A 23791-nucleotide genomic window follows, 5' to 3' on the forward strand; every position below is an offset into this window, starting at 1 on the left:
TACATGTGCTACCGTTCGCAAATATGAGAACGGTCGAGACCGCCCTTGACGTCGTCGCGCTGCTGCGGGCCGGACAATTCACCCAGCTGCAGGACCGGTTCGCGGCGCCGCTGCGGGCTGCGGTCTCCGGCGAGACCGTCCGCATGGCGTGGCAGGTGGAGACCGACCGGCGCGGCGCCGTCCGCGCCGTCGGCCCACCGGCGACCGAGCCGATGGGGTCGGGCCTGGTCCGCGTCAGCGTCCCGGTGACCTGCGAGCGTGGCGGGCTCACCGTCGTCATGTCCGTCGACGGGGACGGCCGGCTGCACGGCCTGCGGCTCGCGCCGGCCACCGAGCCCTGGACGCCACCGCGCTACGCCAGGACCCGCCGGTTCGCCGAGCACGACGTCACCCTGGGGACCGGACCGCTCGCCGTGGCCGGGACCGTCAGCCTGCCGCGTGGCCGGGGCACGCATCCGGGTGTCGTGCTGCTCAGTGGCGGCGGGCCATTCGACCGCGACGCCACCACCGGGGCCAACAAGCCGCTCAAGGACCTGGCCTGGGGCCTGGCCAGCAGGGGCGTGGCGGTCCTGCGGTTCGACAAGGTCACCCACACCCACCCGCACGTGTCGGCGCCGGGCTTCACGGTGTTCGACGAGTACGTGCCGCACGCGGTCGCGGCCGTGGACCTCCTGCGCCGGCAGCCCGCCGTCGACCCCGGCCGGGTGTTCGTCCTCGGGCACAGCCTGGGCGGCAAGGTGGCCCCGCGGGTGGCGGCCGCCGATCCCGCCGTCGCCGGCCTGGTCCTGCTGGCCGCGGAGGCGCAGCCGATGCAGCGCTCGGCCGAGCGGGTCGTGCGGTATCTCGCCGCCCTGCGGCCCGGCCCCGAGTCCGACGCGGCCGTGGCAACGATCACCCGGCAGGCCGCGCTGGTCGACGGACCGCTGACCCCGGCCACACCCGCCGCCGACCTGCCGTTCGGGCTGCCCGCGTCGTTCTGGCTGGACCTGCGCGACCACGACCCGGTCACCGCCGCGGCCGCCCTGGACGTGCCGATGCTGCTCGTCCAGGGCGCCCGCGACTACCAGGTGACGGTCGCCGACGACCTCACCCGGTGGCGGTCGGGGCTGGCGCACCGCCCCGACGTCACCTTCCACGTCCACGACGCCGGCAACCACCTGTTCTTCCCAGGCAAGGGGCCGTCGACGCCGGCGGAGTACGAGCCGGCCCAGCACGTGGACCGGGCCGTGGTCAGCCTCGTCGCCGAGTGGGTCAGAACAGCCCTTCCAGGGGGCCGCGCAGGAAGTACACGATGAACAGCGCCGCGACCCCGTACAGCAGCGGATGCACCTCGCGGGGCTTGCCGGCGGCCACCTTGATCACCACGTAGGAGACGATGCCGGCGCCGATGCCGTTGGAGATCGAGTACGTGAACGGCATGATCACGATCGCGAGGAAGGCGGGCAGCGCGATCTCGTAGTCGGACCAGTCGATGGTGCGCACGGCCGTCATCATCAGGAAGCCGACGACCACCAGGGCGACCGACGCCGCCTCGAACGGCACCACCGTCACCAGCGGCGCGAAGAACATCGCCACCAGGAACAGCGCGCCGGTCACCAGGCTCGCCACACCCGTGCGGGCGCCCTCGGCAACGCCTGACGCGCTCTCGATGTACGTGGTGTTGCTCGACGTGCTGGCGGCACCGCCGGCGGCCGCGGCGATGGAGTCGACGAGCAGGATCTCGCGGGTGCGTGGCGGCATGCCCTCCGCGTCGAGCAGGTCGCCCTCCTGCGCGACCGCGACCATCGTGCCCATCGTGTCGAAGAAGTCGGTGATGACCAGGGTGAACACGAACATGAGCACGATCAGGACGCCGGCGGTCTGCCACGAGTGCAGGACGTTGAAGTGGCCGAGGAGCGACAGGTCGGGCTTGTCGATGACCTTGTCCGGCAGGACGGGGACGTTGAGGCTCCAGCCCTTGGGGTTGGGCTTGCCGTCCACGAACGACGGGCCCGCCTTCGCTATCGCCTCGATGACGATCGCGAGCACGGTGGAGGCGAGGATACCGATGAGGATCGCACCGCGCACCTTGCGCACCACCAGCACGACGGTGAGCAGCAGCCCGACGCAGAACGCGAGGGCCGGCCAGCTGATCAGCTTGCCGCCGATGCCGAGCCCGACCGGGACCGTCGTGTTCGCCGCGTCGGGTACCCGGCGCACGAACCCGGCGTCGACGAAGCCGATGAGCGCCAGGAACAGCCCGATACCGACACCGATGGCGGTCTTGAGCTGGGTCGGCACGGCCCGGAACACGGCCGTGCGCAGGCCGGTGAGCACCAGGATCGCGATGAGCACGCCCTCGATGACCACCAGACCCATGGCATCGGCCCAGGTCATCTGGGGTGCGATCTCGAACGCGACGAGCGCGTTGACGCCGAGCCCGGCGGCGAGCGCGAGCGGGAACCGGGCGACGACCCCCATCAGGATGGTCATCACGCCCGCGACGAGGGCCGTCGCGGAGGCAACCGCGGCGATCGCGAGCTTGCCGCCGTCGCCGTCGACGCCACTGCCGAGAATGAGCGGGTTGAGCACCACGATGTAGGCCATCGTGAAGAACGTGGCGAGCCCGCCCCGGATCTCCCGGCTCAGCGTCGAGCCGCGTGCACTGATTTCGAAGAACCGGTCGAAGCCGCTGTGCGGCGCCGGCGTGGTCGCGGTGGTCCCCGCACCGGCGGACGGTTCGTCCATTGAGCCTCCCTGGCTGACAGATACCCCCTGACGCGCGATGATCCCACCTGCCGCGCGGGATTCAATGGGACGCAGGTTTCATGCTGGCAACGGCGGTCAGATGCCCGCCGTGGGTGCATCGCTGAACCGTTCGGCCGTCGTCCTGCCGCCGCTCGCGCTCGGCGTCCTCGCCGCGGTGTGGGGCCGCAACTTGCCGATCCCCGTCGAGGTCGCGGTGGTGGCGCTGCTCGCCGGGTCGGTGCTCGCCGCCGTCCACCACGCCGAGGTCGTCGCGCACCGCGTCGGGGAGCCGTTCGGCTCGCTCATCCTCGCGGTGGCGGTCACTGTGATCGAGGTCGGCCTGATCATCACCCTCATGGTCTCCGGCGGCCCCGGCACCGCCACCCTCGCCCGGGACACCGTCTTCGCCGCGGTCATGATCACCTGCAACGGCATCGCGGGGTTGTCGCTGCTGGTCACCGCGCTGCGCAGCCACGTCGCGGTGTTCAATCCCGAGGGCACCGGTGCGGCCCTGGCCGCCGTCATCACCCTCGCCACCCTCAGCATGGTCCTGCCGACCTTCACCACCAGCGCGCCGGCACCGCAGTTCACCGGCCCACAGCTGGCGTTCGCCGCGGTCGCGTCGCTCACGCTCTACGCGCTGTTCGTGGTGGTCCAGAACGTGCGGCACCGGGAGTACTTCCTGCCCGTCACCGGCCCGCCCGAGGAGCACGCCGAGTTTCCCTCCCGGCGCCAGGCCATCACCAGCCTGGTGCTGCTCGTCGTCGCGCTCATATCGGTCGTCGGGCTGGCGAAGGTCGAGTCCGGCACGATCGAGGCCGGCGTCGCCCGCTTCGGGCTCCCCCACTCGTTCGTGGGGGTCGTCATCGCCGTGCTGATCCTGCTGCCGGAGACCCTCGCGGCCATCCGCAACGCCCGCCGCGACCGGGTCCAGATCAGCCTCAACCTCGCCCTTGGCTCCGCCATCGCGAGCATCGGGCTGACGATCCCCGCGATCGCCGTCGCGTCGATCTGGCTCAGCGGGCCGCTGATCCTCGGCCTCGGCGCCACTCAGATCGTGCTGCTCGCCCTCACCGCCGGGGTCGGCGTCCTGACCGTCATGCCCGGCCGCGCGACGCTGCTGCAGGCCGCCGTCCACCTGTCCATCTGCGCCGCGTTCCTGTTCCTCGCCGCCAGCCCGTAGCAGCCCTCGCCGCCGGCCCGGAGCAGCCCCCGCCGCCGACGCCATGGACGTCCCGGTCGCAAGCCATAGAGCAGCGCCGAGGTGCCGGCGGCGCCGGGAGGGGCCCGGTGCTCAGGTGGCGGGCCCGGCCCGACTACCCTTTGCCTCTGAAGAACCCCGCCGGCGAACCGAGGATGGTCCACCGTAATGATCGAGCCAGTGCGGCTGCCGTCGCCGTGGTGTGACGAGCCCCTGACCGTGGTCGTGCCGACCTACAACGAGGCGGGCAACCTGCCCCGGCTGGTCGAGCGGCTGTTCGCCCTGCCGTTGCCGGGGCTGAGCATCCTCATCGCCGACGACAACTCGCCGGACGGCACCGGTGAGGTGGCGGAGAAACTCGCCACCGAGCACCCCGGACGCATCCGGGTGGTGCACCGGGCCGGCAAGGAGGGCCTCGGCCGGGCCTACGTGGACGGCATCGGCAAGGCACTCGAGGACGGCGCCAAGTTCGTCGCGCAGATGGACGCCGACCTGTCCCACCCGCCGGAGGCGCTGCCCGGCATGCTCGGCGCGCTGCTGTCCACCCGGGCCGGCGTGGTCATCGGGTCACGCTACGTGCCCGGCGGGCAGCTCGACGAGCAGTGGCCGCTGTACCGGCGGGCGCTGAGCGGCTGGGCCAACCTGTACGTGCACACCCTGCTCCAGGTGCGCATCCGCGACCTGACCGCCGGGTTCAAGATCTGGCGCGCGGAGGCGCTGCAGGCGATCGGCCTGGACCGGGTCCAGTCCAACGGCTACAGCTTCCAGGTCGAGATGCACTTCCTGGCCACCAAGCTCGGGCAGACGATCATCGAGGTGCCGATCCGCTTCGAGGAGCGCACCGACGGCGTGTCGAAGATGACCACGGCCACGAAGATCGAGAGTGCCACGATGCCGTTCAAGCTGCGGCTGAAGCACCGCAAGATCCAGCGCACCCAGCCGAAGATCTGACGCAGGCCGTATCTATCGGACCAGCGCCGTGGCGGCGCTGGTCCGCAGCCACGCGGTCAGCTCCGCCGGGGGCATCGGCCGGGCGTAGTGGTAGCCCTGCGCAACGTCACACCCGAGCTCCTGCAACGCGGCGACGTGCGCGGCGCCCTCGACGCCCTCGGCGACGACCGACATGCCGAGGTTGTGGCCGAGTTCGATCGCGCCGCGGACCAGGACCGCGTCCTCGGGGTCGTCGTCCATGTGCATGACGAACGTGCGGTCGACCTTCAGCTCGTCGACGGGCAGGCTCTTGAGGTACGCCATCGACGAGTACCCGGTGCCGTAGTCGTCGATGGACAGCCGCACGCCCAGGCGGTGCAGCGCGACGAGCGTCTCGGTGGCGAGGGCCGGGTTCGCCATGACGGCCGTCTCGGTCACCTCCAGGCGCAGCAGCTCGGCGGGCAGGTCGTGCTCCTCCAGCAGCCGCGTCACGTGGCCGACCAGCTCGGGGTCCAGCAGGCAGCGCGGTGACAGGTTGACCGCGATCGGCACGACGAGCCCGTCGTCGAGCCAGGTGCGGGCCTGCGCGACGGCGAGGCGCAGCACGTACATGGTGAGCCGGGTGATGAGGCCGGTGGTCTCCGCGACCGGGATGAACTCCGCCGGTGGGATCGGCCCGCGCGTCGGGTGCGTCCAGCGCACGAGCGCCTCGGCACCGGACGGCCGGCCGTCGTCGAGCCGGATCTTCGGCTGGTAGTGCAGGGTGAGCTGGTCCGTGACGTCCAGGGCGCGGCGCAGGTCGCCGAGCAGCAGGAGCCGGTTGCCGTCCTCGGTGTGCATGTTCGGCCGGTACAGCGTCGCGCCGGTCTTGCTGTCCTTCGCCGTGTACATGGCGATGTCGGCGCAGCGCAGCAGCGCGTCGGTGTCCCCGGCGTGCTCCGGCGCGACCGCGATGCCGATGCTCACCTCGACGTCGACCGCCACGTCGTCCAGCGCGAAGCTGCGGTGCAGCTCGCTCTGCAACCGCGCGGCCAGGCCGGCGGCGTCGGCGGCCGACGCGCCGGGCAGCAGCACCGCGAACTCGTCCCCGGCCAGCCGGGCGACCATGTCGCCGCCCCGCAGCGCCGCGGTGGTCCGGGCGGCGACCTGCCGGAGCAGCTCGTCGCCGTACTGGTGACCGAGGGTGTCGTTCACCTCCTTGAACCGGTCCAGGTCCAGCAGCAGCACCGCGAGGCCATGGCCGTCCGGTTCGGCGGCGTGCAGGGCCTCCGCGGTGCGTTCGGTGAACAGCGTGCGGTTCGGCAGGCCGGTCAGCGCGTCGTGCGAGGCGTGGTACTCGTGCTCGGCCGCGTGCCGCAGCAGCCGGCGCTGGTAGCCACCCGCGACCACGGCGAACGCGACCAGCAACGCGAGCCCGACGCCGAATGTCGAGGCCGTGGCGGTGAAGACGATGCCCTCGACGCGGTGCAGGTCGCGCATCGCGCCGGCCGCCTCCGCCGCGGTGGCCGCCGAGGCGCTGTGGACCAGGCCGCCGATCTCCTCCGCGACCGGGTCGACCTCGGCCTCGTCGATGCGGTCCGCGGCCGCGGGGTCCCCCCGGTCGACGGCGTCGAACAGCCGGTCCTTCGCGGTCAGATAGGACTCGTGCAGCGTGCGCACCCTGGCCGCGAGGTCCCGGTCGGCGGGGCCGCCGCGCAGCTCGACGTCGTGCAGCGCCACCTCGAGCGCGCCGGCCGCGCCGCGGTGCAGCTCGCGCGCCGCCTCACGGGCCGCGTCGCCGGCCGCCAGCCGGTACTGCTGCTCGGCGATCTCCTCGAGGGCCACCGCGTCGTCGGCCAGCTCGTACGCCTCGGCCAGCGCGGTCGCGGCGACGGCGGCGTTCGCCGAGGCCCGGGTCCGGGTCGAGCCCACGACGCTGACGCCGGTCAGGCCCAACAGGACGGTGGCGAGTCCGAGCACGGCACCCGTGCGGAGCAGCCGGGATGGTCGCAGCGCCACGAATTCCTCCTGTCCCACCGACTGACCGAGCGTCTGACGGCTCCGTCAGCCGAAGCACCGACCCTGCCATCGGCCCGCCGTGCGGACATCTGACCCCTCCGGCCGGGAGCAAATCGGTTGCAGCCGCCGTCCGCCACGTCTGACGGTGGGGCGGAGGCAACGCGGCACGCGTGCGGCGCGCTACTGCATCGACAGGTGCACGTGGTTGTAGTGGTCGCCGGCGGGGGTGCCGTCGCCGCCGTAGGACTTCCAGCCGCTGCTGGGCTGCCAGATCCGCTTGTACCAGATGACGTACTTGACGCCGAGGTTCTTCGCGTTGGCCACGCACCAGGCGGCCAGGGCATCGCCGTACTGCTGGTCGGCGCCGGTGGCCCTGGCGTTGACGAAGGTCTTGGCGTTGGCGGAGAAGTCGCAGGCCTTACCGGCCGGATGGTCGCCCCCGCCGCCGCTGCGGAAGCACGACGTGTAGTGCGTGTAGCCAGCCGCCCGCGCCGCGTTGTAGGCGGCGAGCATCCGCGGGGAGATGCAGCCGCTGGTCGTCGGGTCGTTCTGGGAGCAGCCTTCCTTCGTGAAGGAGCCGTCCGCGTTGCGACCCCCGGCACTGGTGGTGACCTTGCCGCCGCTCGGCGCGCCGGTGGTGGCCCCGCCGCCGCCCGCCTTCTTCAGCGCGTCCTCGGCGGCCTTCTTGTTCGTCTCCATGATCTTCAGCTGGGCCTGCTGGTTGGCGACCGCCGCAGCGATGTCGGCCTTCTGCTGCTCCAGCTTCCTGCGCGTCTCGGCCAGCTCACGCAGGGCCTTGTCGTCACGGGTCAACATGTACTGCACCGTGGTCAGGCCGTGCATCACGGTCTCGGGGTCCTCGCTGGCGAGGAAGACGCTGGTCAGGCTGACCCGCTGCCCGCGGTAGGCGGCGTTGGCCACGGTCCCGGCCGACGCCTCGAGCTCGCCGACCCGGGTCTGCGTCGCGGTGAGCTGCTCACCGATCGCGGCCTGGTCGGCGACCGACTTGTCCAGCCGACCCTTGGCGTCGTTGTATTCGGCGTTGGCCTTGTCGAGCGCCTGACGGACGGTGAGGTTCTGGCCGCCGTCCTCCCCGGGCTCGGCCGTCGCGGGGTCGGCGATCCCGACCACCCCCAGGAGCAGGGAGGCCAGCAGCAGCGTCAGAACCCAGGGCAGTCGGCGGGTCGAAGCGGTCAGCATTGTCGTCAGCTTAGCCAAGGCGCCGGGAAGCGCCAGTCGGCCGAAAACCGGTGAAATACCGGCATTCTCGCGCATCTCGCATCGCTGTCCCGGGCTCCTTCAGGTGAGAGCGCCGGGGTAGATTTCTCGCCAGAACGACGGGGTGGCGGGGGGAGCGCATCGTGCAGTGGGGGCCTGTCGCACGAGTTGCGCGGCCCCGGCGCACCGGACAGTTGCTGTCCGTCCTGCTGCTGGCACTCGCAGTGAGCTGGCTCGCCCTCGGCGTCGTGCACGACCCGACCGCCGGCCACGCGCCGAGCGCGGCCGTGCAGGACAGCGGCTGCCAGTTCCTCGGCAACCCGGGCGGACCGGCCCGGTGCGATCACGGCGGCAACCACGGCGCCACCGGGCGGTTACAGCCGGCCACCACGGGCCAGGACGGCGCCGGTGCCGGTTACCCGGCCGACATCCCCGCGGACCCGGTCGATCAGCACTCCCCCACGGCGCGGCCACCGGCACGCCCGTCGCTCGCCGAGCTCCAGGCCTGGCGGCGCTGACGGTCGCGGCCCGCCGCCCGCAACCTTCGCGGCCCCCGCCGTCGTCAAAACAGTGCGCGTCCCATGATCCAGCCGCTGACCACCACCGACACCCGGATGGCGAACACCTGATGACATACACACCACCCCCACGCACCCTCGGCCGGCGCCGCGTGCTGTCCGCCGCCGCCGCGGCCGCCGCGGCGACACTGCTGGCGGCGTGCACCTCACCGTCGAAGGACCCCGGCGCGGCGCAGGGCAAGCCGACGGCGAGCCCGCCACCGCCGGCCCTGCCGGTCCAGCTCGCGATCAGCGGCCCCGCCGACGGCGCGGCCAACGTGGCGACGGCCCTGGACATCGGCTACACCGCCACCAACGCCGCCAGCGTCACGGTCAAGCTCACCGACGCCGCCGGCGCGGAGGTCGCCGGCGCCCTCGCCCCGGACGGCAAGGCCTGGCAGCCGGCCGGTCAGCTGAAGTACGCGACCAAGTACACCGCGACGGTCACCGCCACCTCGACCGACGGCAAGCCGACCACGATGACCACCTCGTTCACCACGATGGCCAAGCCCGGCAAGCTCGGAAAGATCACCAGCATCATCAACGACAAGCAGATCGTCGGCGTCGGGATGCCGGTCGTCATCACCTTCGGCGTCGACGTCGCGCCGGCCCAGCGCGCCGCCGTCCAGCAGCGAATCCAGGTGATCAGCGACCCGCCGCAGGAGGGCGCCTTCAACTGGCTCAAGGGCAACGAGCTGCACTTCCGCCCGAAGGAGTACTGGCAGTCCGGCACCAAACTCCAGGTGAACGCCCGCACCGGTGGCACGAACCTGGACGGCAAGTGGTGGGGCGAGCGGGACGTCGCGTTCAGCGCGACCGTCGGGCCGAAGTTCGTCATGGAGGTCGACAACGCGACCAAGCAGATGACCGTCACCCAGGACGGCCAGGTGCTGCGCACCATCCCGGTCAGTCTCGGCAAGCCGTCGAGCCCCTCGGCGAGCGGCAACTTCGTCATCATGGTCAAGAACGAGTGGGAGTGGTTCGACTCGACCACCTTCGGCGTCCCGTCCGACTCCAGCGGCGGTTACCGGACCAAGGTGTACTGGCCGCAGCGGCTCACCTACGACGGCGAGTACATCCACTCGGCGCCGTGGTCCGAGCGCGACCAGGGCAAGCGCAACGTCTCCCACGGCTGCACCAACGTCTCCGCCGCGAACGCGGACTGGCTCTACAAGCAGACCCGCATCGGCGACCCGGTCATCATCAAGGGCACCGAGGAGAAGGTGAAGTGGGCCAACGGCTGGACCGACTGGTCGGTCAGCTGGGACGAGTACGTCAAGGGCAGCGCCGTGCCATACGTGCCCGCCACCACCAGCGCGTCACCGTCCGCGTCGCCGTCCCCCTCGGCGAGCTGACTCCCCGATCGGCGCGGCCGGGAAGGCCGCGCCGGTCAGCGGGCTATCTCCACACCCCGCACACCCTCGAGCAGGCGCAGGGACTCGGCGATCGCCGGCAGTGAGGTGTTGTTGTCACCGCGGGCGGTCAGCACGATCGACTGGTCGTGGCCGGCGTAGTCGACCCGCAGCACGTGCCCGCTCGGCAGGGCCTCCAGGGCTTCCCGCTCCACGACGTCGAGCGGGAAGTCCGGGGCGAGGGTCAGCGTGATCTGGATGCGGTGCCGGTCGGGCAGCCAGTTCGACTCGGCCACCTTGAACAGCCACAGCGCGGCGAGCGCGATCACGGTCACCGCGCCGGCCGCCCAGAACAGCCGCAGCCCGGTGGCGAGTCCGATCGCGGCGGTGATCCACAGCGACGCCGCGGTCGTCAGGCCGCTGATGTTGACGCCCTCCTTGAAGATGGCGCCGGCGCCGAGGAAGCCGATGCCGGTGACGACCTGGGCGGCGATGCGGGTCGGATCGGAGCCGACCTCCTTGCCGGCGATGGTGAACAGGGCCGCGCCGGCCGCGACGAGCATGTGGGTGCGCAGGCCGGCGGGCTGGGCGCCCATCTCCCGCTCCAGGCCGACGAGGGCGCCGAGGCAGATGGCGACGAGCAGCAGGGGGATGACGGTCCAGTCCATCGGACACTCATACCCTCAAATCAGTTCCGGGACCACACAGGCGCAACGGGTGCCCGCGGCCGTCGGGGTCGTCGCGGCTCAGCCGTCGAGGGTGCGGCCGATGCCCTGCGCCGCGACCCGCAGGCCGGCGACGAGGCGCCGCCGGTCCCGGCCCAGCCGCGCCACGACGATGCCGAGCGCGGCCACGACCTCGGTGCCGCCGCGCAGCACCGGCACCGCGACGGAGCTGGCGCCGAGGGTCATCTCGTCGGCGGTCGTCGCGTAGCCGTCCCGCCGGATCCGTTCCAACTGCGCGGCGAGCACCGGCGGCCGCACAACCGTGAACGGCGTGACCCGGTGCAGCGACGCGAGGACCTCGGCCCGCACCTCCGGCGGCGCGTGCGCGAGCAGGACCTTGCCGACGCCGGTGCTGTGCAGCGGCAGCCGGCCGCCGGCCCGGCTGACGATCGGCACTGACTCGTTGCCGCGCAACCGCTCCAGGTAGAGCACCTGGGTGCCCTCGCGGACGGCGAGGTGCACGGTGGCGAGGGTCGCGGCGAAGAGGTCGTGCAGGAACGGCGAGGCAAGCTCGCGCAGCCCGGTCTGCACCGGGGCGAGCAGCCCGGTGCTCCAGATCCGCCGGCCGACCACGTACTGCCCCGACTCCCGCCGGTCCAGGGCGCCGGCGGCGACGAGCTCGGCGGCGAGGCGGTGCGTCGTGGTGAGGGGCAGGCCGGCGCGGCGGGCGAGGTCGGACAGCGTGAGGGCGCGGTGCCGCTCGTCGAACGCGCCGAGGACGGCGAACGCCCGCGACACCACCGACGAGCCCGGGGTCGAGACCCGACCAGCCATCCGAAACCCTTCCACTCAGTGGAAGCCAAGCGTAGACCGCCGCGCGCCGGGATCCGTACGGTCGCGTCCATGACCGCCGACCCATCGCAGCGGGACATCTCCGCCGAGATCGAGGCCCTGCACGCGGGTCCCCCGCCCGCGCGGCAGCCGATGCTGTCCTTCACGCCGTATCGCAGCTCGACCCTGCGCCACCCGACCAGGGAACCGCGCCGGGCCGACCCGGAGGGCGCCGAGCTGCTCGCGCCGGTGTTCGGCCACTGCGACGTCGACCCCCTGGAGGCGGATCTGACCATCCAGCACGGCGGCGTGCCGATCGGCGAGCGCATCGTCGTGCAGGGCCGGGTCGTCGACGGCGACGGCCGGCCGGTGCGGCGGCAGCTGGTGGAGGTGTGGCAGGCCAACGCCGGCGGCCGCTACATCCACCAGCGGGACCAGCACCCCTCGCCGGTCGACCCGAACTTCACCGGGGTCGGGCGCTGCCTCACCGACGACGACGGCGGCTACCGGTTCGTGACGATCAGGCCCGGCGCGTACCCGTGGCGCAACCATCACAACGCGTGGCGGCCGGCGCACATCCACTTCTCGCTCTTCGGCACCCAGTTCACCCAGCGGCTGATCACGCAGATGTACTTCCCGGGCGACCCGCTGTTCGGGCACGACCCGATCTACCAGTCCATCACCGATCCCCGGGACCGGGAGCGCCTGGTCGCCACCTACGACCACGACCTGTCCGAGCACGAGTGGCTGCTCGGCTACCGCTGGGACATCGTGCTGAGCGGCACCCACCGCACCCCGCTGGACGCCGCATGACGACCCCCGGACAGACCATCGGCCCGTTCTACGGGTACGCGCTGCCGTACCGGCGCGATCACGAGCTCGTCCCGCCCGCGCACCCCGGGGCGATCCGGCTGCACGGCACCGTGTCCGACGGCGCCGGGGTGCCCGTGCCCGACGCGCTGCTGGAGATCCGCCAGGCCGGGCCGGACGGGGTGGTGCCCACTGTGGACGGTTCGATCCGCCGCGACGGCACCCGCTTCACCGGCTGGGGGCGGGCCGGCGTCGACCCCGGCGGCCACTACAGCTTCACCACGCTCGTGCCGGGCGGCCGGGCGCCGTTCTTCGCCGTCGTCGTCTTCGCCCGCGGGCTCCTGGACCGGCTGTTCACCCGCGCCTACGTGCCCGGGCCGGGGCTCGGCGACGACCCGTTCCTGGCGTCCCTCGACCCGGACGAGGGCGCAACGCTCATCGCTCGTGAAGAGCCGTCCGGCGACCTCCGCTTCGACATCCGGCTCCAAGGGCCGGGCCAGACCACGTTCCTGAACTTCGAGGGGACCTCGTGAACGCCTTCGACGACGGGATGGCGGTGCGGCGGGAGGTGCTCGGCGACGCGCACGTCGACCGTGCCGTCGCCGGCACCACCGGGTTCACCGCCGACTTCCAGTCGTTCATCACCCGCTATGCGTGGGGCGAGATCTGGACCCGGCCGGGGCTGGACCGCCGCTCCCGCAGCCTGGTCACGCTGACCGCGCTGATGGCCAACGGGCACTGGGACGAGTTCGCGATGCACGTGCGCGCCGCCCGCCGCAACGGCCTGACCCGCGACGAGATCGGCGAGGTGATCCTGCACGCCGCCGTCTACTGCGGCGTGCCCGCCGCCAACCACGCGTTCGCGGTCGCCGGTCCCGTCCTGGACGAGTCCCCGTGACCAGCTTCGCCGCTCGCCGGCAACGGGCACCGGTGCCGCTTGAGGAAGGAGTGCCATGACGGTCACCCGCACCACGGTCGGCATCGTCGGCGCCGGGCCGGCCGGGCTCATGCTGTCGCACCTGCTGGCGCGGGCCGGCATCGACACCGTCGCGGTCGACCACCGCACCCGCCACGAGATCGAGACCACCCACCGGGCCGGCATCCTGGAACGCGACAGCGTCCGCCTGCTCGTCGACGCGGGCGTGTCCGGCCGGGTCCTCACCGGCGGCCACGAACACCGCGGGATCGACCTGCGGTTCGGCGGGGAGAGCCACCGCATCGACTTCCAGGGCCTCGCCGGCGCGTCGACCTGGCTCTACCCGCAGACGGACGTCTTCGTCGACCTCGCCGACGCCCGGGCCCGCGACGGCGGCGACGTCCGGTTCGGGGTGCGCGACACCACCGTCGCCGACGTGACCGGGTCGCCGTTCATCCGGTACGCCGACGACCGCGGCACCATCCACGAGATCGCCTGCGACTACCTGGTCGGCGCCGACGGCTCGAAGAGCATCTGCCGGCACCAGATCCCGTCGTCCGCACGGCGCCGGTACTTCCGGGAGTACCCGTACGCCTGGTTCGGCATCCTGTGCCGGGCGCCGGCCAGCGCGCCCGAGCTCATCTACACCCGCTCCGACCGCGGGTTCGCCCTGATCAGCCAGCGCACCGAGGCCGTGCAGCGGATGTATCTGCAGTGCGACCCCGCCGACGACCCGGCAGACTGGCCCGACGACCGGATCTGGAGCGAACTGCAGGCGCGACTGGCCGGCACCGACGGGTTCCGGCTGCACGAGGGGCCCATCTTCGAAAAGACGGTGCTGCCGTTCCGCAGTTTCGTGCAGGAGCCGCTGCGGCACGGGCGGCTGCTGCTGGCCGGCGACGCCGCACACACGGTCCCGCCGACCGGCGCCAAGGGCCTCAACCTCGCCCTCGCCGATGTGCGGGTCCTCGCCGAGGTCCTCGAGCTCGCCGTGCGCCGCAACGACCCCGACGCCCTGGACGACTACACCCGCCGCGCGCTCATCAGGGTGTGGAAGGCGCAGCACTTCTCGTTCTGGATGACCACGATGCTGCACGTCCCGCCCGGCGCCGACACGTTCGACCTGCGCCGGCAGGAGGGCGAGCTGGCCACGCTGGTCGCGTCGGAGTCGGGCCGCCGCTACCTGGCGGAGGGGTACACGGGCTGGCCCGCCGTCTAACGGTGTCCGACGCTGTCCAGGATCGCGCGACGGCGGCGGGCGGCGGCGGCGAGCATGAGTGCCCCGCATCGAAAGGCTCACAATGAGACGCACGCTGCTCCCATTCCTCGCGCCGCTCACCGCCGCGGTGCTGGCGCTCGCCCCGGCGCCGGCCTTCGCCACCGACGCTCTGGACGCGCCGACGAACGTGCAGGCCGTGCACGTCGCGGACACCACCGCCGACCTGTGGTGGAACGGCGACGCCCGCAGCGACGAGGCAGTCATCGAGCGCAACGTCGGCGGTGTCTGGTCGCCGTTCGCCCGCGGTGCCTTCGGCGCGCTCCACCTGACGGGCCTGCAACCGGGCAGCGGCTACACGCTGCGGATCTCCCTGGTGGCGGCCGGGTACGCCGCGAGCCCGCCATCCGCACCGGTCACGTTCACGACCCTGCCCGGTCCCGACACCGTCGCGCCGTCCGCGCCCGGCTCGATGCTGTTCAGCAGCATCACCACCACCGCACTGTCCCTGCTCTGGGCCGAGTCGACCGACAACGTCGAGGTCACCGGGTATCACCTGCAGCAGCTGGTCGGCGGCGCCTGGACCACGATCCGCACCGTCGACGCGTTCAGCCGCTTCCAGCGGGTCACCGGGCTGTCGGCCGGCACGTCGTACACGTTCGCGGTCATCGCCTTCGACGCCCGCGGCAACACCTCCGCCCGGTCCGCGCCGGCGACCGTCACCACCCTCGCCGCCACCGCCACGCCGACCTGCCAGGCCCAGATCATCCTGTTCAACCCCGGCTTCCTGGTCACGGTGACCATCACCAACACCACCGCCGCCGCGCCGGTCAGCGGCTGGGCCGTGCGGTTCAATCTCGCCGCGACCGCGTCCGTCTCCAACGCCTTCGGCGGGACGCTCACCCGCTCCGGCGGCACCGGCACGATCAGCCCGCCGCCGTGGGGCGGCACGATCAGCCCCGGCGGGCAGCTGACGGCCGGCTTCTCCGGGACCGCCACCCCGTTCACGCCGCCGGAGAGTTTCACGCTCAACGGCACCCCGTGCACCGTGGCATGACGCCGTGACCTGCGGCGCGGGGCCAACCGCCGGAGAAGCCCCGCGCATCGCACCGCTCCCCCGGCCTACGCTGCCGGCATCGACAGCCACGCCCGCACCGGCCCGCCCGACGCCCTCCTGGCGCCGGGCGCGGTCGCGGGCGTGCGCACGACCGAGGACCTGGCGCGGCTGCTGCGCGAGCTGCGCCGCCGCGACGCCCGCCGGCGCGGCGGCGCCGAACTGACCTACCGGGAGCTGGCCGCGGCCACCGGCTGGTCGCACGGGATCATCGGCGGCTACCTGGCCGGGCGGGTGCTGCCGCCGACCGACCGGCTCGACGTCCTGGTCCGCCTGCTCGGCGCGGCACCGGCCGAGCAGGGCGCCCTCGCCACCGCCCGCGACCGGGTCGAGGAGGGCCGCCGCCCGGCGCCGCCGCTGCCGCCGGCGCCCACGACCCCCGTCCCGCGGCAGCTGCCGGCGGACGTGCCCGCGTTCACCGGCCGGACGGCGCGGCTCGCCGGCCTCGACGGGGTCCTGGACGGCACCGGGCCGCGGGCCGCGCTCATCGCCGGCACCGCCGGCGTGGGCAAGACGGCGCTCGCGGTGCACTGGGCGCACCGGGTCGCCGCCCGGTTCCCCGACGGCCAGCTGTACGTCGACCTGCGCGGATACGACCCCCGGCAGCCCGTCGACGCCGGCGACGCGCTCGCCGGGTTCCTCCGCGGTCTCGGCGTCCCCGCCACAGGGATCCCGGCCGCGACGGCCGAGCGGGCCGCGTGCTACCGCACGGCGGTGGCCGGCCGGCGGCTGCTCGTGCTGCTGGACAACGCCTCCACCGCCGAGCAGGTCCGCCCGCTGCTGCCCGGCACCGGGACCTGCGTCGTGGTGGTGACCAGCCGCGACGCGCTCGCCGGGCTGGTCGCCCGCGACGGCGTGCACCCGGTCCACCTCGGCCGCCTGGACCGGGCCGACTCACTCACCCTGCTGCGGCGGCTGGCCGGGCCGGGCGTCCCCGCCGGCACCGCGTCGCTGATCGCCGAGCGCTGCGCGGGACTGCCACTGGCGTTGCGGGTCGCCGCCACCCCGCACTTCGCCGGGGACCTCCACGACCGGCCGGACCTCGACGCGTTCGACGCCGGCGGTGACCCGCGCACCGCGCTGCGGTCGGTGTTCTCCTGGTCGTTGCGGCAGTTGAGCCCGGCCGGGGCGAGCGCCTTCCAGCTGCTCGGGCTGCATCCGGGTCGGATCGTGGACGCGGCCGCGACGGCCGCGCTCGCCGGGGTGCCACCACCCGCCGGCCGGGCGATGCTCGACGAGGTGGCCCGCGCGCATCTCGTCGAACCGGCCGGCGCCGGCGGTTACGGCATGCACGACCTGCTGCGCGCGTACAGCGTCGACCTCGCCGGGCAGCTCACCGGCGACGAGTCACAGGCGGCACTGGACCGGCTCGCCGCGCACCTGCTGCACACCGCGACCCTCGCCGCCGCTACCCTGTTCCCGCACGACCACCCGGGCGGCACCGGGGCGTCCACTGTGGACACGCCGGAACGGGCGCAGCGGTGGCTGGACCGGGAACGCGCCACGCTCGTCGCCCTCTCCCGGACCCACGCCGCCGTCGATCTGTCCCGCGTCCTGTGGCGGTACCTGGAGGTCGGCGGGCACTACCGGGACGCGCTCACCGTGCACACCGCCGCCGCGGCGCACGATGACGCCGACGCCCACACCAACCTCGGCGCGGTCCACTGGCTGCTCGGCGACCACCACCTGGCGAAGGTCCACTTCGGACGGTCGCTGTGCTGGCACCGCAGCACCGGCGACACGGCCGGCGAGGCCCGCGCGACCGCCCGGCTCGCGCTGGTGCACGAGCGGCTCGGCGACCACGAGGAGGCCGCGGCCCGGCTCCGCGACGCCCTCGCCATGTACCGGGCCGCCGGCGACCGGCACGGCGAAGCCGCGCAACTGCTGAACCTCGGCTTCACGTATCAGCGCGGCAACGATTACGCGAAGGCCGAAACGCAGCTCCGGTGCGCCGTGAACCTCTTCGCCGAGCTCGGCGACCGGCGGCTGGAAGGCTACGCGCTGGGCAACCTCGGCGCCGTGGAGAGCCTGACCGGCCGGCACGACCAGGCCCTCGCGCACCTCCGGCAGGCCCTGGCGAACTGCGTCGCGGCCGGTGACCGCGGCGGCGAGGGCAGCGCCCACGGGACGATCGGCGCGGCGCTGCACCGGGCCGGCCAGCACCACCGGGCGCTCGGGCACCTGCGGCGCGCCCTTGCCCTCAGCCGGGCGACGGGCGAGTGCGGCCTCGAGGTCGAGACGCTCAACACCCTCGGCGACGTGCTCCTGGCCACCGGCCGGCAGGACGCGGCGGCGCGCCGGTTCGCGGCCGCCCGCGCCCTCGCCGAGCGGACCGGCGACCGGCACGGCCTGGCGGGCGCCCTGGACGGCCAGGAGCGCAGCGCCGGTCGTCACCTCAGCACGGCACGCCGTTGACCGTGATGTCCACCGGCGCCCCCGTGCTCGCCGCCGACGCGGTCCAGCCGAACCGCACCGACCGGCCGGTGTCGATGACCGCGTTGTAGGGCAGGTTCGTCGCGGTCACCGTGAACGGGTCGGGCTGCGACATCGTCGCCTGCCAGGCGCCGAGGTTGCCGGTCGCGGTGGGCATCGTCCACCGGGCCGTCCAGCCGATGACGGCCGGGCCGTGGTTGGTGATCGTGAGGTCCGCGACGAACCCGCCGGACCAGGCGACGAACGAGTAGTCACAGGCGACCGCGACGGGCGGAAGCGCAACTGCGGGCGCCGCCCAGGCGACCGGCAGGAACGCGGCCGTGGCGAGCAGGCGGGCGGGACGGGACATCGAGCCTCCATGGTGGGATGCGGATCGGGCACTGGCGCGCGCCGGTCACACGGCCCGTCCGCCGCACCGGCCGCTCGGCTCCCACCGCGGCTCGCGGCAGCAATGTATCGATCCGATCACCGCCGGTCAACGAACCGCTGTCCTGACCCTGGCCGGCGCCGCCGGTGCGCCGGTCGGGCTCGCCGCGGCCCCCCGCAGCCAGGCCGCGGCGCTGACCTTCCAGGCGCCCGCCGACACCGGCGGCACCGCGATCACCGGCTACCAGGTGTCGGTCGACGGCGGCACCTGGACCGGGCTCGGCACGGAGGGCACCGACGCGCTGAGGGCAACGTGGCCGGGCTGGTCAACGACAGGTCCTACCAGCTCAAGGTGCGCGCGGTGACGGCCGTGGGCCCGGGCGCGGAGGCCGGCCCGGTGCTGGTGACGCCGCTCGCCGCGCCGGCCGCGCCGAGCGGGGTCACAGCCACGGCGAAGACCGCGACCATCACCGTGACGTGGGTCGCCCCGCCCACCGGCGGCGCACAGATCACCGGCTACACCGCCGTCGCCTCGCCCGGCCCGGCGACCTGCGACGCGGTCGGCGCGACCACCTGCGTCCTGGGCGCGCAGTCGAACCAGGCGTACACGATCACGGTCGTGGCCCACTCGGCCAGCGGCGACTCGGCCGCGTCCGCGCCGTCGAGCAGCGTGACCGCGGCCGCGCCGGAGATCCCGGCCACGCCGCCGGTCACGGACGAGAAGCTCGACACGCCCCAGAGCGACGACAAGCCCACGGCGCCCGGCGCGACCATCACGCTCAAGGGCAGCGGCTACGCGCCGAACTCGACGGTCGAGCTCATCGTGTACTCCTCGCCGGTCTCCCTCGGCACCGTGGTCACCGACGACAAGGGCGAGTTCTCCGTCGACGTCGTCGTGCCGCCCTCGCTCCCGGTCGGCGACCACACCCGGGCCGCGGTGGGCGCGGACAAGGACGGCAACGTGCGGGCGATGCGCCTCGACGTCACCGTCGCCCCAGCCGCTCCCGCAACCCCGGCGACGCCCGCGACGCCGCCGCTGGCGGTCACCGGCGCCGCCACCGCCGTCACGGCCGAGGCCGGGCTCCTGATGCTGCTCCTCGGCGCCGGCCTGGTCCGCGCGTCCCGCACCCGCCGGCTGGCACCCCCGCCACCGCCACACGCGCACCGGCCCCGCCTGACGGCAGTGCGCGGGTGCGGGCCGCGCCCCGGCATCAGGACGGGCGGACCGGGGGTGGGAGTTCGCCCGACCCCCGGGCGATGTACCGGGTCGGCAGCGTGACCGTCTCGGCCGGGCCGCTGTCGCCGTCGAGGCGGGACAGCAGCAGCAGCGCCGCGCGCCGGCCCAGCTCGGCCGGGTCCTGCGCGATGACGGAGACCGGCGGGTCGAGCATGTCGGCCAGGGGGAAGTCGTCGAACCCGACGTGCGCGACGGTGTGGTGCAGCCCGAGGTCGACCAGGGCGCGCCGGGCGCCGACGGTCAGCCAGTTCTGTGCGGTGACGACGGCGGTCGGCGCGGTCGCGGCGCCGAACATCCCGGTCACCGCCGCCCGGGCCGCGTCCTCGGTGTGCACGTCGCGGCGCACCCAACCGGCCCGGGTCCGGCAGCCCAGCTCCGCCATCGCGGCGGCGAAACCCTCGTGCCGCTCCCGTGCCGTCCACAGTGAACTGTGATCGGCCACGAACCCGATCCGCCGGTGCCCGAGCGCGTGCAGTGCCCGCACGGCGCCGGCGACGCCGCCGCGGTTGTCGGCGGTCACGGTGTCCACGCCCGGGACCGGCGACGCGCGGTCGACGCACACGATCGGGGTCCCGTCCCGGTGCGCGGACTCCAGCTCGTCGTCGGGGGCGCCGGTCGGCACCACGATGAGGCCGTCGACCCGCCGGGTGCGCAGCACACCGAGCAACTCACGCTCCCGTTCGGGCTCCTCGTCGCTGCTGCCGGCGAGCACGAGCAGCCCCCGCTGGACGCCGACGTCCTCGACGGCCCGGTGCAGGGCGGAGGAGAACGGGTTCGCCACGTCCTGCAGCACGAGCCCGATCGTGTTGGTCCGCCGGTCCGCGCGGCGCAGGCTGGTCGCCGCGGTGTCCTTGCGGTAGCCCAGCTGCCGCGCGGCGTCCAGGACCCGGCCGGTCAGGTGCGGGTCGACCGGGACGCCGTTAAGAACCCGGGAGACCGTGGCCAGGCCGACCCCGGCAAGGGCGGCGACGTCCTTCATCGTGGCCCGCACATGAACATTCATATATAGACATCTTCCATCGTCAGGCGCACACTGTCGAACAGTCGTCAGGAAACGTTTCCACACGAGGCACCTTCCCGCCAGAAGGGACCGCAACCATGCGCCTGCGCATCCTGCTCACGCTCGTCCTCGTCGCCGGCATCCTGCTGCCCGCAGCGCCCGCCGGCGCCAGCCCGTCGAGTGACTACCCGGAGTTCCCCTACCCGGCCACCGCCGCCTACGACGAGCCCTACCGGGGCCAGTTCCACTTCAGCTCGCGCGGCGGCTGGATGAACGACATCAACGCACCGCTGTACTACAACGGCCTCTACCACCTGTTCTACCAGCACAATCCGCACGGCCTGGCCTGGGACACGATGCACTGGGGCCACGCCACCAGCCCGGACCTCGTGCACTGGACGCAGAAGCCGATCGCGCTGGAGCCCGGCGTGCACCCCGGCGACCTGTTCTCCGGCGCCGGGGTCGTCGACACGGCCAACACCTCGGGGCTGCGGACCGGCACCGACGCCCCGATCGTGGTGTTCACCGGCACCAACGGCGTCTCGATCGCCTACAGCACCGACGGCGCCCGCACGTTCCAGAACTACGACCGCGGGCGCAAGGTCGTCACCCCGGCCGGCACCAGCCGCGACCCGAAGGTCCTGTGGGATGCCGCCCGCGGCCGGTGGGTCATGGTCGTCTGGTCCGACGGCGGCGGTAACGGCGTGAACGTGTACACGTCCACGAACCTGCTCGACTGGACCTATCGCAGCCGGTACTCCGCCGGCTGGCTGTTCGAGTGCCCGGACTTCTTCCCTCTGCCGGTCGACGGCGACACCGGCAACGTGCGGTGGGTCATGACCGACGCGTCCGGCGAGTACGTCACCGGCACGTTCGACGGCAGCACGTTCGGCCCCGACTGGTCCTCCCCGCAGCGCATGGACCAGGGTCGCAACAGCTTCGACGGCTCGTTCTACGCCGGGCTGACGTTCAACAACATGCCCGACGGCCGGACCGTGCAGATGGCCTGGCAGCCCGGCAACCACGGTGCCACCTGGACCGGCAACGCGTCGTTCCCCGCCCAGCTGCGGCTCGTCACCACACCGGCCGGGCTCCGCGTCACCCGCAACCCGGTCGCCGAGCTGGCCGGCCTGCGGGCGGACACGACGACCTGGTCGAACCGCACCGTCACCGCCGACCCGGCCACCGACCCGTTCACCGGGATCACCGCCGACACCTACGAGATCATCGCCGAGTTCGACACCGGCACGGCCACCGCCGCCCAGTTCGGGTTCCAGCTGCACCGGCGCGCCGACGGAAGCTACGACCGGGCCGTGGTCTACGACCGGGCCGCGCAGACGCTGTACGGCGCGCCGCTCGCACCCCTGAACGGCCGCGTGAAGATGCGCCTGCTGGTCGACCGCGGCCAGCTGGAGGTCTTCGGCAACGACGGGCGGCTCTCCGTCACCGACAACGTGAACTTCAACTCCGCGGCCGGCAGTCAGGGCATCCGGCTCTTCGCCACCGGCGGCTCGGTGCGGCTGGTCTCCGCCGAGTTCCACCGCCTCTCCTCCGCCTGGAATCAAGGCCCGAACCAGGGCCAGCCGACCCTCGAGTCGAACCTGGCCGGGCCCTGGCGCGCCGTCGGCGGGACGTGGGGTGACGCGGCGGCCGGCAAGCGCGGCACCGCCGGCGGTGACGCCTTCTACCTGAGCGCCACCAGCGCCACGGACTTCACCTATGAGGGCGACGTGACGATCGCGTCCGGCACCGCCGCCGCCCTCACCTTCCGGTCCAGCGCCGACGCCTCGCAGCACTACACCGCGAACATCGACGCGTCCGGGGTGGTGAAGCTGTGGCGGCCCGGCCGGGTCATCGCCACCTATCCGACAACGATTACGCCCGGCCGCACCTACCACCTGAAGGTCGTGACCGCCGGGGCGGCCATCAAGGTCTTCCTCGACCACGGCACGACCCCGGTCATCGACGCCACCGACACCGCCTACACCGGCGGATACCTGGGCGCCAACGTCTTCAACGGCACGGGCACCGTGCAGAACCTCACCCTCAACGGTCCCGGCTTCGCGACGAACCTGGCCGGTCCGTGGCAGCCCGTCAACGGCACCTGGACCACGGGGGCGGCGGCCCGGCCGGGCGCGCGGGGCAACGCCGCCGGCGACACCTTCTACCTCAGCCGGACCGTCGCCACCGACTTCACCTACGAGGGCGACGTCACGATCCTCAACGGCACGGCGGCGGCGCTCACCTTCCGCGCCAGCGCCGATGCCACTGCTCACTACACGGCGAACATCGACGCGTCCGGGGTGGTGAAGCTGTGGCGTCCCGGCCGGGACATCGCCAGCTACCCGACAACGATTACGCCCGGGCGCACGTATCACCTGAAGGTCGTCGCCAGCGGCGCCAGCATCAAGGTGTACTTCAACAACGGCGCCACGCCCGTCATCGACGCCACCGACACCGCGTACAGCAGCGGGTATCTCGGCGCCAACGTCTTCGACGGCACGGGGGTGGTGCAGCGCCTCAACCGCAGCTGACCCGCTCAGGCGGCGATCAGCAGCTCTGGAACCGGGCCGGGCCGGGCCTTGTGGCGGGCCCGCCTGGCCTCCAGCGCCGGGATCACGGCGGCGGTGACCCGGTCCGCGTCCGGCATCCCGTCCACGGACAGCAGGATGCCGCGGCGGTCGTACCACTCCAGTATCGGCTCGGTGACCTCGTGGTACAGGGCCAGCCGACGCCGGATGACGGGCTCGGTGTCATCGGAGCGGTGCTCGATCCCGGCCCGCGTCAGCAGCCGCCGGACCACCTCGTCGTCGTCGGTGCGCAGGTGCAGCGCCACCTGCGCGGTGGCACCGATCGAGGAGGCGATCTGGTATGCGGCCCACGCCTGGGCGGGGTTGCGCGGGTAGCCGTCGAGGACGTAGCCGCCGCCTCCGGCAGTCGCGTCGGCGAGCGCCTTGCGGACCAGGTCCTGCATCAGTTGGTCCGGGACCAGGCCGCCCCGATCCAGGTACGCGTGCACCGTGCGGCCCAGGGGCGTGCCGCGCGCGACGTGGCGGCGCAACAGGTCTCCGGTGGCGAGATGCGGCACCCCGAAGTGGGCGGCGATCCTGGCGCCCTGCGTCCCTTTGCCGGCGCCGGGTGGCGCGATCATCAGTACCCGCATGGTCTCTCCTCATCCGTGTGTGGCTACCCATGAATGTTGCGGCGGGCACCGGCTCAG

General features: G+C 73.2%; 22 protein-coding genes. 14 read left to right on the plus strand and 8 right to left on the minus strand.

What is annotated here, in order from left to right:
* The first annotated feature begins 23 nt into the window (after window positions 1-23).
* Window positions 24-1295 carry an alpha/beta hydrolase gene (locus ACFPIJ_RS31075; RefSeq protein WP_380120170.1) on the plus strand — a complete coding sequence of 424 codons (1272 nt, stop codon included), beginning with the start codon at window positions 24-26 and terminating at the stop codon, window positions 1293-1295.
* Here the strand turns inward: ACFPIJ_RS31075 and ACFPIJ_RS31080 are convergent.
* Complete coding sequence (locus ACFPIJ_RS31080; protein WP_380120172.1) at window positions 1252-2727, minus strand: NCS2 family permease; 1476 nt, start codon at window positions 2725-2727, stop codon at window positions 1252-1254. The two genes, ACFPIJ_RS31075 and ACFPIJ_RS31080, sit on opposite strands and share 44 nt — an antisense overlap.
* 100 nt (window positions 2728-2827) lie before the next feature.
* Here ACFPIJ_RS31080 and ACFPIJ_RS31085 point away from each other — a divergent pair, with 100 nt between their 5' ends.
* Entirely contained in the window at window positions 2828-3910 is a 1083-nt protein-coding gene (locus tag ACFPIJ_RS31085; protein WP_380120173.1) for a calcium:cation antiporter, read from the plus strand.
* A gap of 186 nt (window positions 3911-4096) precedes the next feature.
* Complete coding sequence (locus ACFPIJ_RS31090; RefSeq protein WP_380120175.1) at window positions 4097-4879, plus strand: polyprenol monophosphomannose synthase; 783 nt, start codon at window positions 4097-4099, stop codon at window positions 4877-4879.
* A gap of 12 nt (window positions 4880-4891) precedes the next feature.
* On the opposite strand, the gene ACFPIJ_RS31095 is transcribed toward ACFPIJ_RS31090, so the two are convergent.
* Together ACFPIJ_RS31095 and ACFPIJ_RS31100 are read right to left on the minus strand one after the other, a co-directional pair.
* On the minus strand, window positions 4892-6874 hold the full coding sequence (locus ACFPIJ_RS31095; RefSeq protein ID WP_380120177.1) for a putative bifunctional diguanylate cyclase/phosphodiesterase: 1983 nt from the start codon (window positions 6872-6874) through the stop codon (window positions 4892-4894).
* Between the two features lie 162 nt (window positions 6875-7036).
* Window positions 7037-8056, minus strand: a complete 1020-nt coding sequence (locus ACFPIJ_RS31100) for a coiled-coil domain-containing protein (RefSeq protein WP_380120179.1) — start codon at window positions 8054-8056, stop codon at window positions 7037-7039.
* Between the two features lie 161 nt (window positions 8057-8217).
* Here ACFPIJ_RS31100 and ACFPIJ_RS31105 point away from each other — a divergent pair, with 161 nt between their 5' ends.
* Both ACFPIJ_RS31105 and ACFPIJ_RS31110 read left to right on the plus strand, forming a co-directional pair.
* Complete coding sequence (locus ACFPIJ_RS31105; protein WP_380120181.1) at window positions 8218-8592, plus strand: hypothetical protein; 375 nt, start codon at window positions 8218-8220, stop codon at window positions 8590-8592.
* Between the two features lie 110 nt (window positions 8593-8702).
* Window positions 8703-9986: a L,D-transpeptidase gene (locus ACFPIJ_RS31110; protein ID WP_380120183.1), complete on the plus strand. Its 1284-nt coding sequence runs from the start codon at window positions 8703-8705 to the stop codon at window positions 9984-9986.
* A gap of 35 nt (window positions 9987-10021) precedes the next feature.
* Here ACFPIJ_RS31110 and ACFPIJ_RS31115 read toward each other — a convergent pair whose 3' ends face one another.
* Together ACFPIJ_RS31115 and ACFPIJ_RS31120 are read right to left on the minus strand one after the other, a co-directional pair.
* The gene (locus ACFPIJ_RS31115) at window positions 10022-10651 is read right to left on the minus strand and encodes an MgtC/SapB family protein (RefSeq protein WP_380120185.1); all 630 of its coding nucleotides are present in this window, start codon (window positions 10649-10651) and stop codon (window positions 10022-10024) included.
* A gap of 78 nt (window positions 10652-10729) precedes the next feature.
* Window positions 10730-11482, minus strand: a complete 753-nt coding sequence (locus ACFPIJ_RS31120; RefSeq protein WP_380120187.1) for an IclR family transcriptional regulator — start codon at window positions 11480-11482, stop codon at window positions 10730-10732.
* Window positions 11483-11551: 69 nt separating this feature from the next.
* Here ACFPIJ_RS31120 and pcaH point away from each other — a divergent pair, with 69 nt between their 5' ends.
* The 6 genes from pcaH (at window position 11552) to ACFPIJ_RS31150 (ending at window position 17950) form a co-directional block, all read left to right on the plus strand.
* Window positions 11552-12292 carry a protocatechuate 3,4-dioxygenase subunit beta gene (gene pcaH, locus ACFPIJ_RS31125; protein WP_380120189.1) on the plus strand — a complete coding sequence of 247 codons (741 nt, stop codon included), beginning with the start codon at window positions 11552-11554 and terminating at the stop codon, window positions 12290-12292.
* Entirely contained in the window at window positions 12289-12822 is a 534-nt protein-coding gene (pcaG, locus tag ACFPIJ_RS31130; RefSeq protein WP_380120191.1) for a protocatechuate 3,4-dioxygenase subunit alpha, read from the plus strand. Before pcaH ends, pcaG begins: the two co-directional genes overlap by 4 nt.
* On the plus strand, window positions 12819-13187 hold the full coding sequence (pcaC, locus tag ACFPIJ_RS31135; RefSeq protein ID WP_239136496.1) for a 4-carboxymuconolactone decarboxylase: 369 nt from the start codon (window positions 12819-12821) through the stop codon (window positions 13185-13187). The genes pcaG and pcaC overlap by 4 nt, the downstream gene beginning before the upstream one ends.
* Window positions 13188-13242: 55 nt before the next feature.
* Window positions 13243-14424 (plus strand): 4-hydroxybenzoate 3-monooxygenase, encoded by a 1182-nt coding sequence (locus tag ACFPIJ_RS31140; RefSeq protein WP_380120193.1) that lies wholly within the window; start codon window positions 13243-13245, stop codon window positions 14422-14424.
* Between the two features lie 82 nt (window positions 14425-14506).
* Entirely contained in the window at window positions 14507-15478 is a 972-nt protein-coding gene (locus ACFPIJ_RS31145; RefSeq protein WP_380120195.1) for a cellulose binding domain-containing protein, read from the plus strand.
* 141 nt (window positions 15479-15619) lie between these two features.
* Entirely contained in the window at window positions 15620-17950 is a 2331-nt protein-coding gene (locus ACFPIJ_RS31150) for an ATP-binding protein (RefSeq protein WP_380120197.1), read from the plus strand.
* Here the strand turns inward: ACFPIJ_RS31150 and ACFPIJ_RS31155 are convergent.
* On the minus strand, window positions 17931-18317 hold the full coding sequence (locus ACFPIJ_RS31155) for a cellulose binding domain-containing protein (protein WP_380120199.1): 387 nt from the start codon (window positions 18315-18317) through the stop codon (window positions 17931-17933). The two genes, ACFPIJ_RS31150 and ACFPIJ_RS31155, sit on opposite strands and share 20 nt — an antisense overlap.
* Here ACFPIJ_RS31155 and ACFPIJ_RS31160 point away from each other — a divergent pair.
* A complete protein-coding gene (locus ACFPIJ_RS31160; RefSeq protein ID WP_380120201.1) occupies window positions 18289-18699 on the plus strand; it encodes a hypothetical protein in 411 nt (136 codons plus the stop codon). The genes ACFPIJ_RS31155 and ACFPIJ_RS31160 overlap by 29 nt on opposite strands.
* Entirely contained in the window at window positions 18696-19613 is a 918-nt protein-coding gene (locus ACFPIJ_RS31165) for a fibronectin type III domain-containing protein (RefSeq protein ID WP_380120203.1), read from the plus strand. The genes ACFPIJ_RS31160 and ACFPIJ_RS31165 overlap by 4 nt, the downstream gene beginning before the upstream one ends.
* Here ACFPIJ_RS31165 and ACFPIJ_RS31170 read toward each other — a convergent pair.
* Window positions 19546-20574, minus strand: coding sequence for a LacI family DNA-binding transcriptional regulator (locus ACFPIJ_RS31170; protein ID WP_380120205.1), 1029 nt, complete (start codon window positions 20572-20574; stop codon window positions 19546-19548). The two genes, ACFPIJ_RS31165 and ACFPIJ_RS31170, sit on opposite strands and share 68 nt — an antisense overlap.
* Before the next feature lie 95 nt (window positions 20575-20669).
* On the opposite strand from ACFPIJ_RS31170, the gene ACFPIJ_RS31175 reads away from it, so the two are divergent.
* Window positions 20670-23105 (plus strand): glycoside hydrolase family 32 protein, encoded by a 2436-nt coding sequence (locus tag ACFPIJ_RS31175; RefSeq protein ID WP_380120207.1) that lies wholly within the window; start codon window positions 20670-20672, stop codon window positions 23103-23105.
* A gap of 5 nt (window positions 23106-23110) precedes the next feature.
* Here the strand turns inward: ACFPIJ_RS31175 and ACFPIJ_RS31180 are convergent, their stop codons facing one another.
* Window positions 23111-23734 (minus strand): adenylate kinase, encoded by a 624-nt coding sequence (locus ACFPIJ_RS31180; RefSeq protein WP_380120209.1) that lies wholly within the window; start codon window positions 23732-23734, stop codon window positions 23111-23113.
* Window positions 23735-23791: the final 57 nt, after the last annotated feature.

The organism is Dactylosporangium cerinum, assembly GCF_042653625.1.
GTDB classification, from domain to species: Bacteria; Actinomycetota; Actinomycetes; order Mycobacteriales; family Micromonosporaceae; genus Dactylosporangium; species Dactylosporangium cerinum.

Excerpts from the sequence above, each read along its gene's own strand:
- ACFPIJ_RS31075 (WP_380120170.1), top strand. The coding sequence starts at position 24 with ATGAGAACGGTCGAGACCGCCCTTGACGTCGTCGCGCTGCTGCGGGCC.
- ACFPIJ_RS31080 (WP_380120172.1), bottom strand. The coding sequence starts at position 2,727 with ATGGACGAACCGTCCGCCGGTGCGGGGACCACCGCGACCACGCCGGCG.
- ACFPIJ_RS31085 (WP_380120173.1), top strand. The coding sequence starts at position 2,828 with ATGCCCGCCGTGGGTGCATCGCTGAACCGTTCGGCCGTCGTCCTGCCG.
- ACFPIJ_RS31090 (WP_380120175.1), top strand. The coding sequence starts at position 4,097 with ATGATCGAGCCAGTGCGGCTGCCGTCGCCGTGGTGTGACGAGCCCCTG.
- ACFPIJ_RS31100 (WP_380120179.1), bottom strand. The coding sequence starts at position 8,056 with ATGCTGACCGCTTCGACCCGCCGACTGCCCTGGGTTCTGACGCTGCTG.
- ACFPIJ_RS31110 (WP_380120183.1), top strand. The coding sequence starts at position 8,703 with ATGACATACACACCACCCCCACGCACCCTCGGCCGGCGCCGCGTGCTG.
- ACFPIJ_RS31115 (WP_380120185.1), bottom strand. The coding sequence starts at position 10,651 with ATGGACTGGACCGTCATCCCCCTGCTGCTCGTCGCCATCTGCCTCGGC.
- ACFPIJ_RS31120 (WP_380120187.1), bottom strand. The coding sequence starts at position 11,482 with ATGGCTGGTCGGGTCTCGACCCCGGGCTCGTCGGTGGTGTCGCGGGCG.
- pcaH (WP_380120189.1), top strand. The coding sequence starts at position 11,552 with ATGACCGCCGACCCATCGCAGCGGGACATCTCCGCCGAGATCGAGGCC.
- pcaG (WP_380120191.1), top strand. The coding sequence starts at position 12,289 with ATGACGACCCCCGGACAGACCATCGGCCCGTTCTACGGGTACGCGCTG.
- ACFPIJ_RS31140 (WP_380120193.1), top strand. The coding sequence starts at position 13,243 with ATGACGGTCACCCGCACCACGGTCGGCATCGTCGGCGCCGGGCCGGCC.
- ACFPIJ_RS31145 (WP_380120195.1), top strand. The coding sequence starts at position 14,507 with ATGAGACGCACGCTGCTCCCATTCCTCGCGCCGCTCACCGCCGCGGTG.
- ACFPIJ_RS31155 (WP_380120199.1), bottom strand. The coding sequence starts at position 18,317 with ATGTCCCGTCCCGCCCGCCTGCTCGCCACGGCCGCGTTCCTGCCGGTC.
- ACFPIJ_RS31170 (WP_380120205.1), bottom strand. The coding sequence starts at position 20,574 with ATGAATGTTCATGTGCGGGCCACGATGAAGGACGTCGCCGCCCTTGCC.
- ACFPIJ_RS31175 (WP_380120207.1), top strand. The coding sequence starts at position 20,670 with ATGCGCCTGCGCATCCTGCTCACGCTCGTCCTCGTCGCCGGCATCCTG.
- ACFPIJ_RS31180 (WP_380120209.1), bottom strand. The coding sequence starts at position 23,734 with ATGCGGGTACTGATGATCGCGCCACCCGGCGCCGGCAAAGGGACGCAG.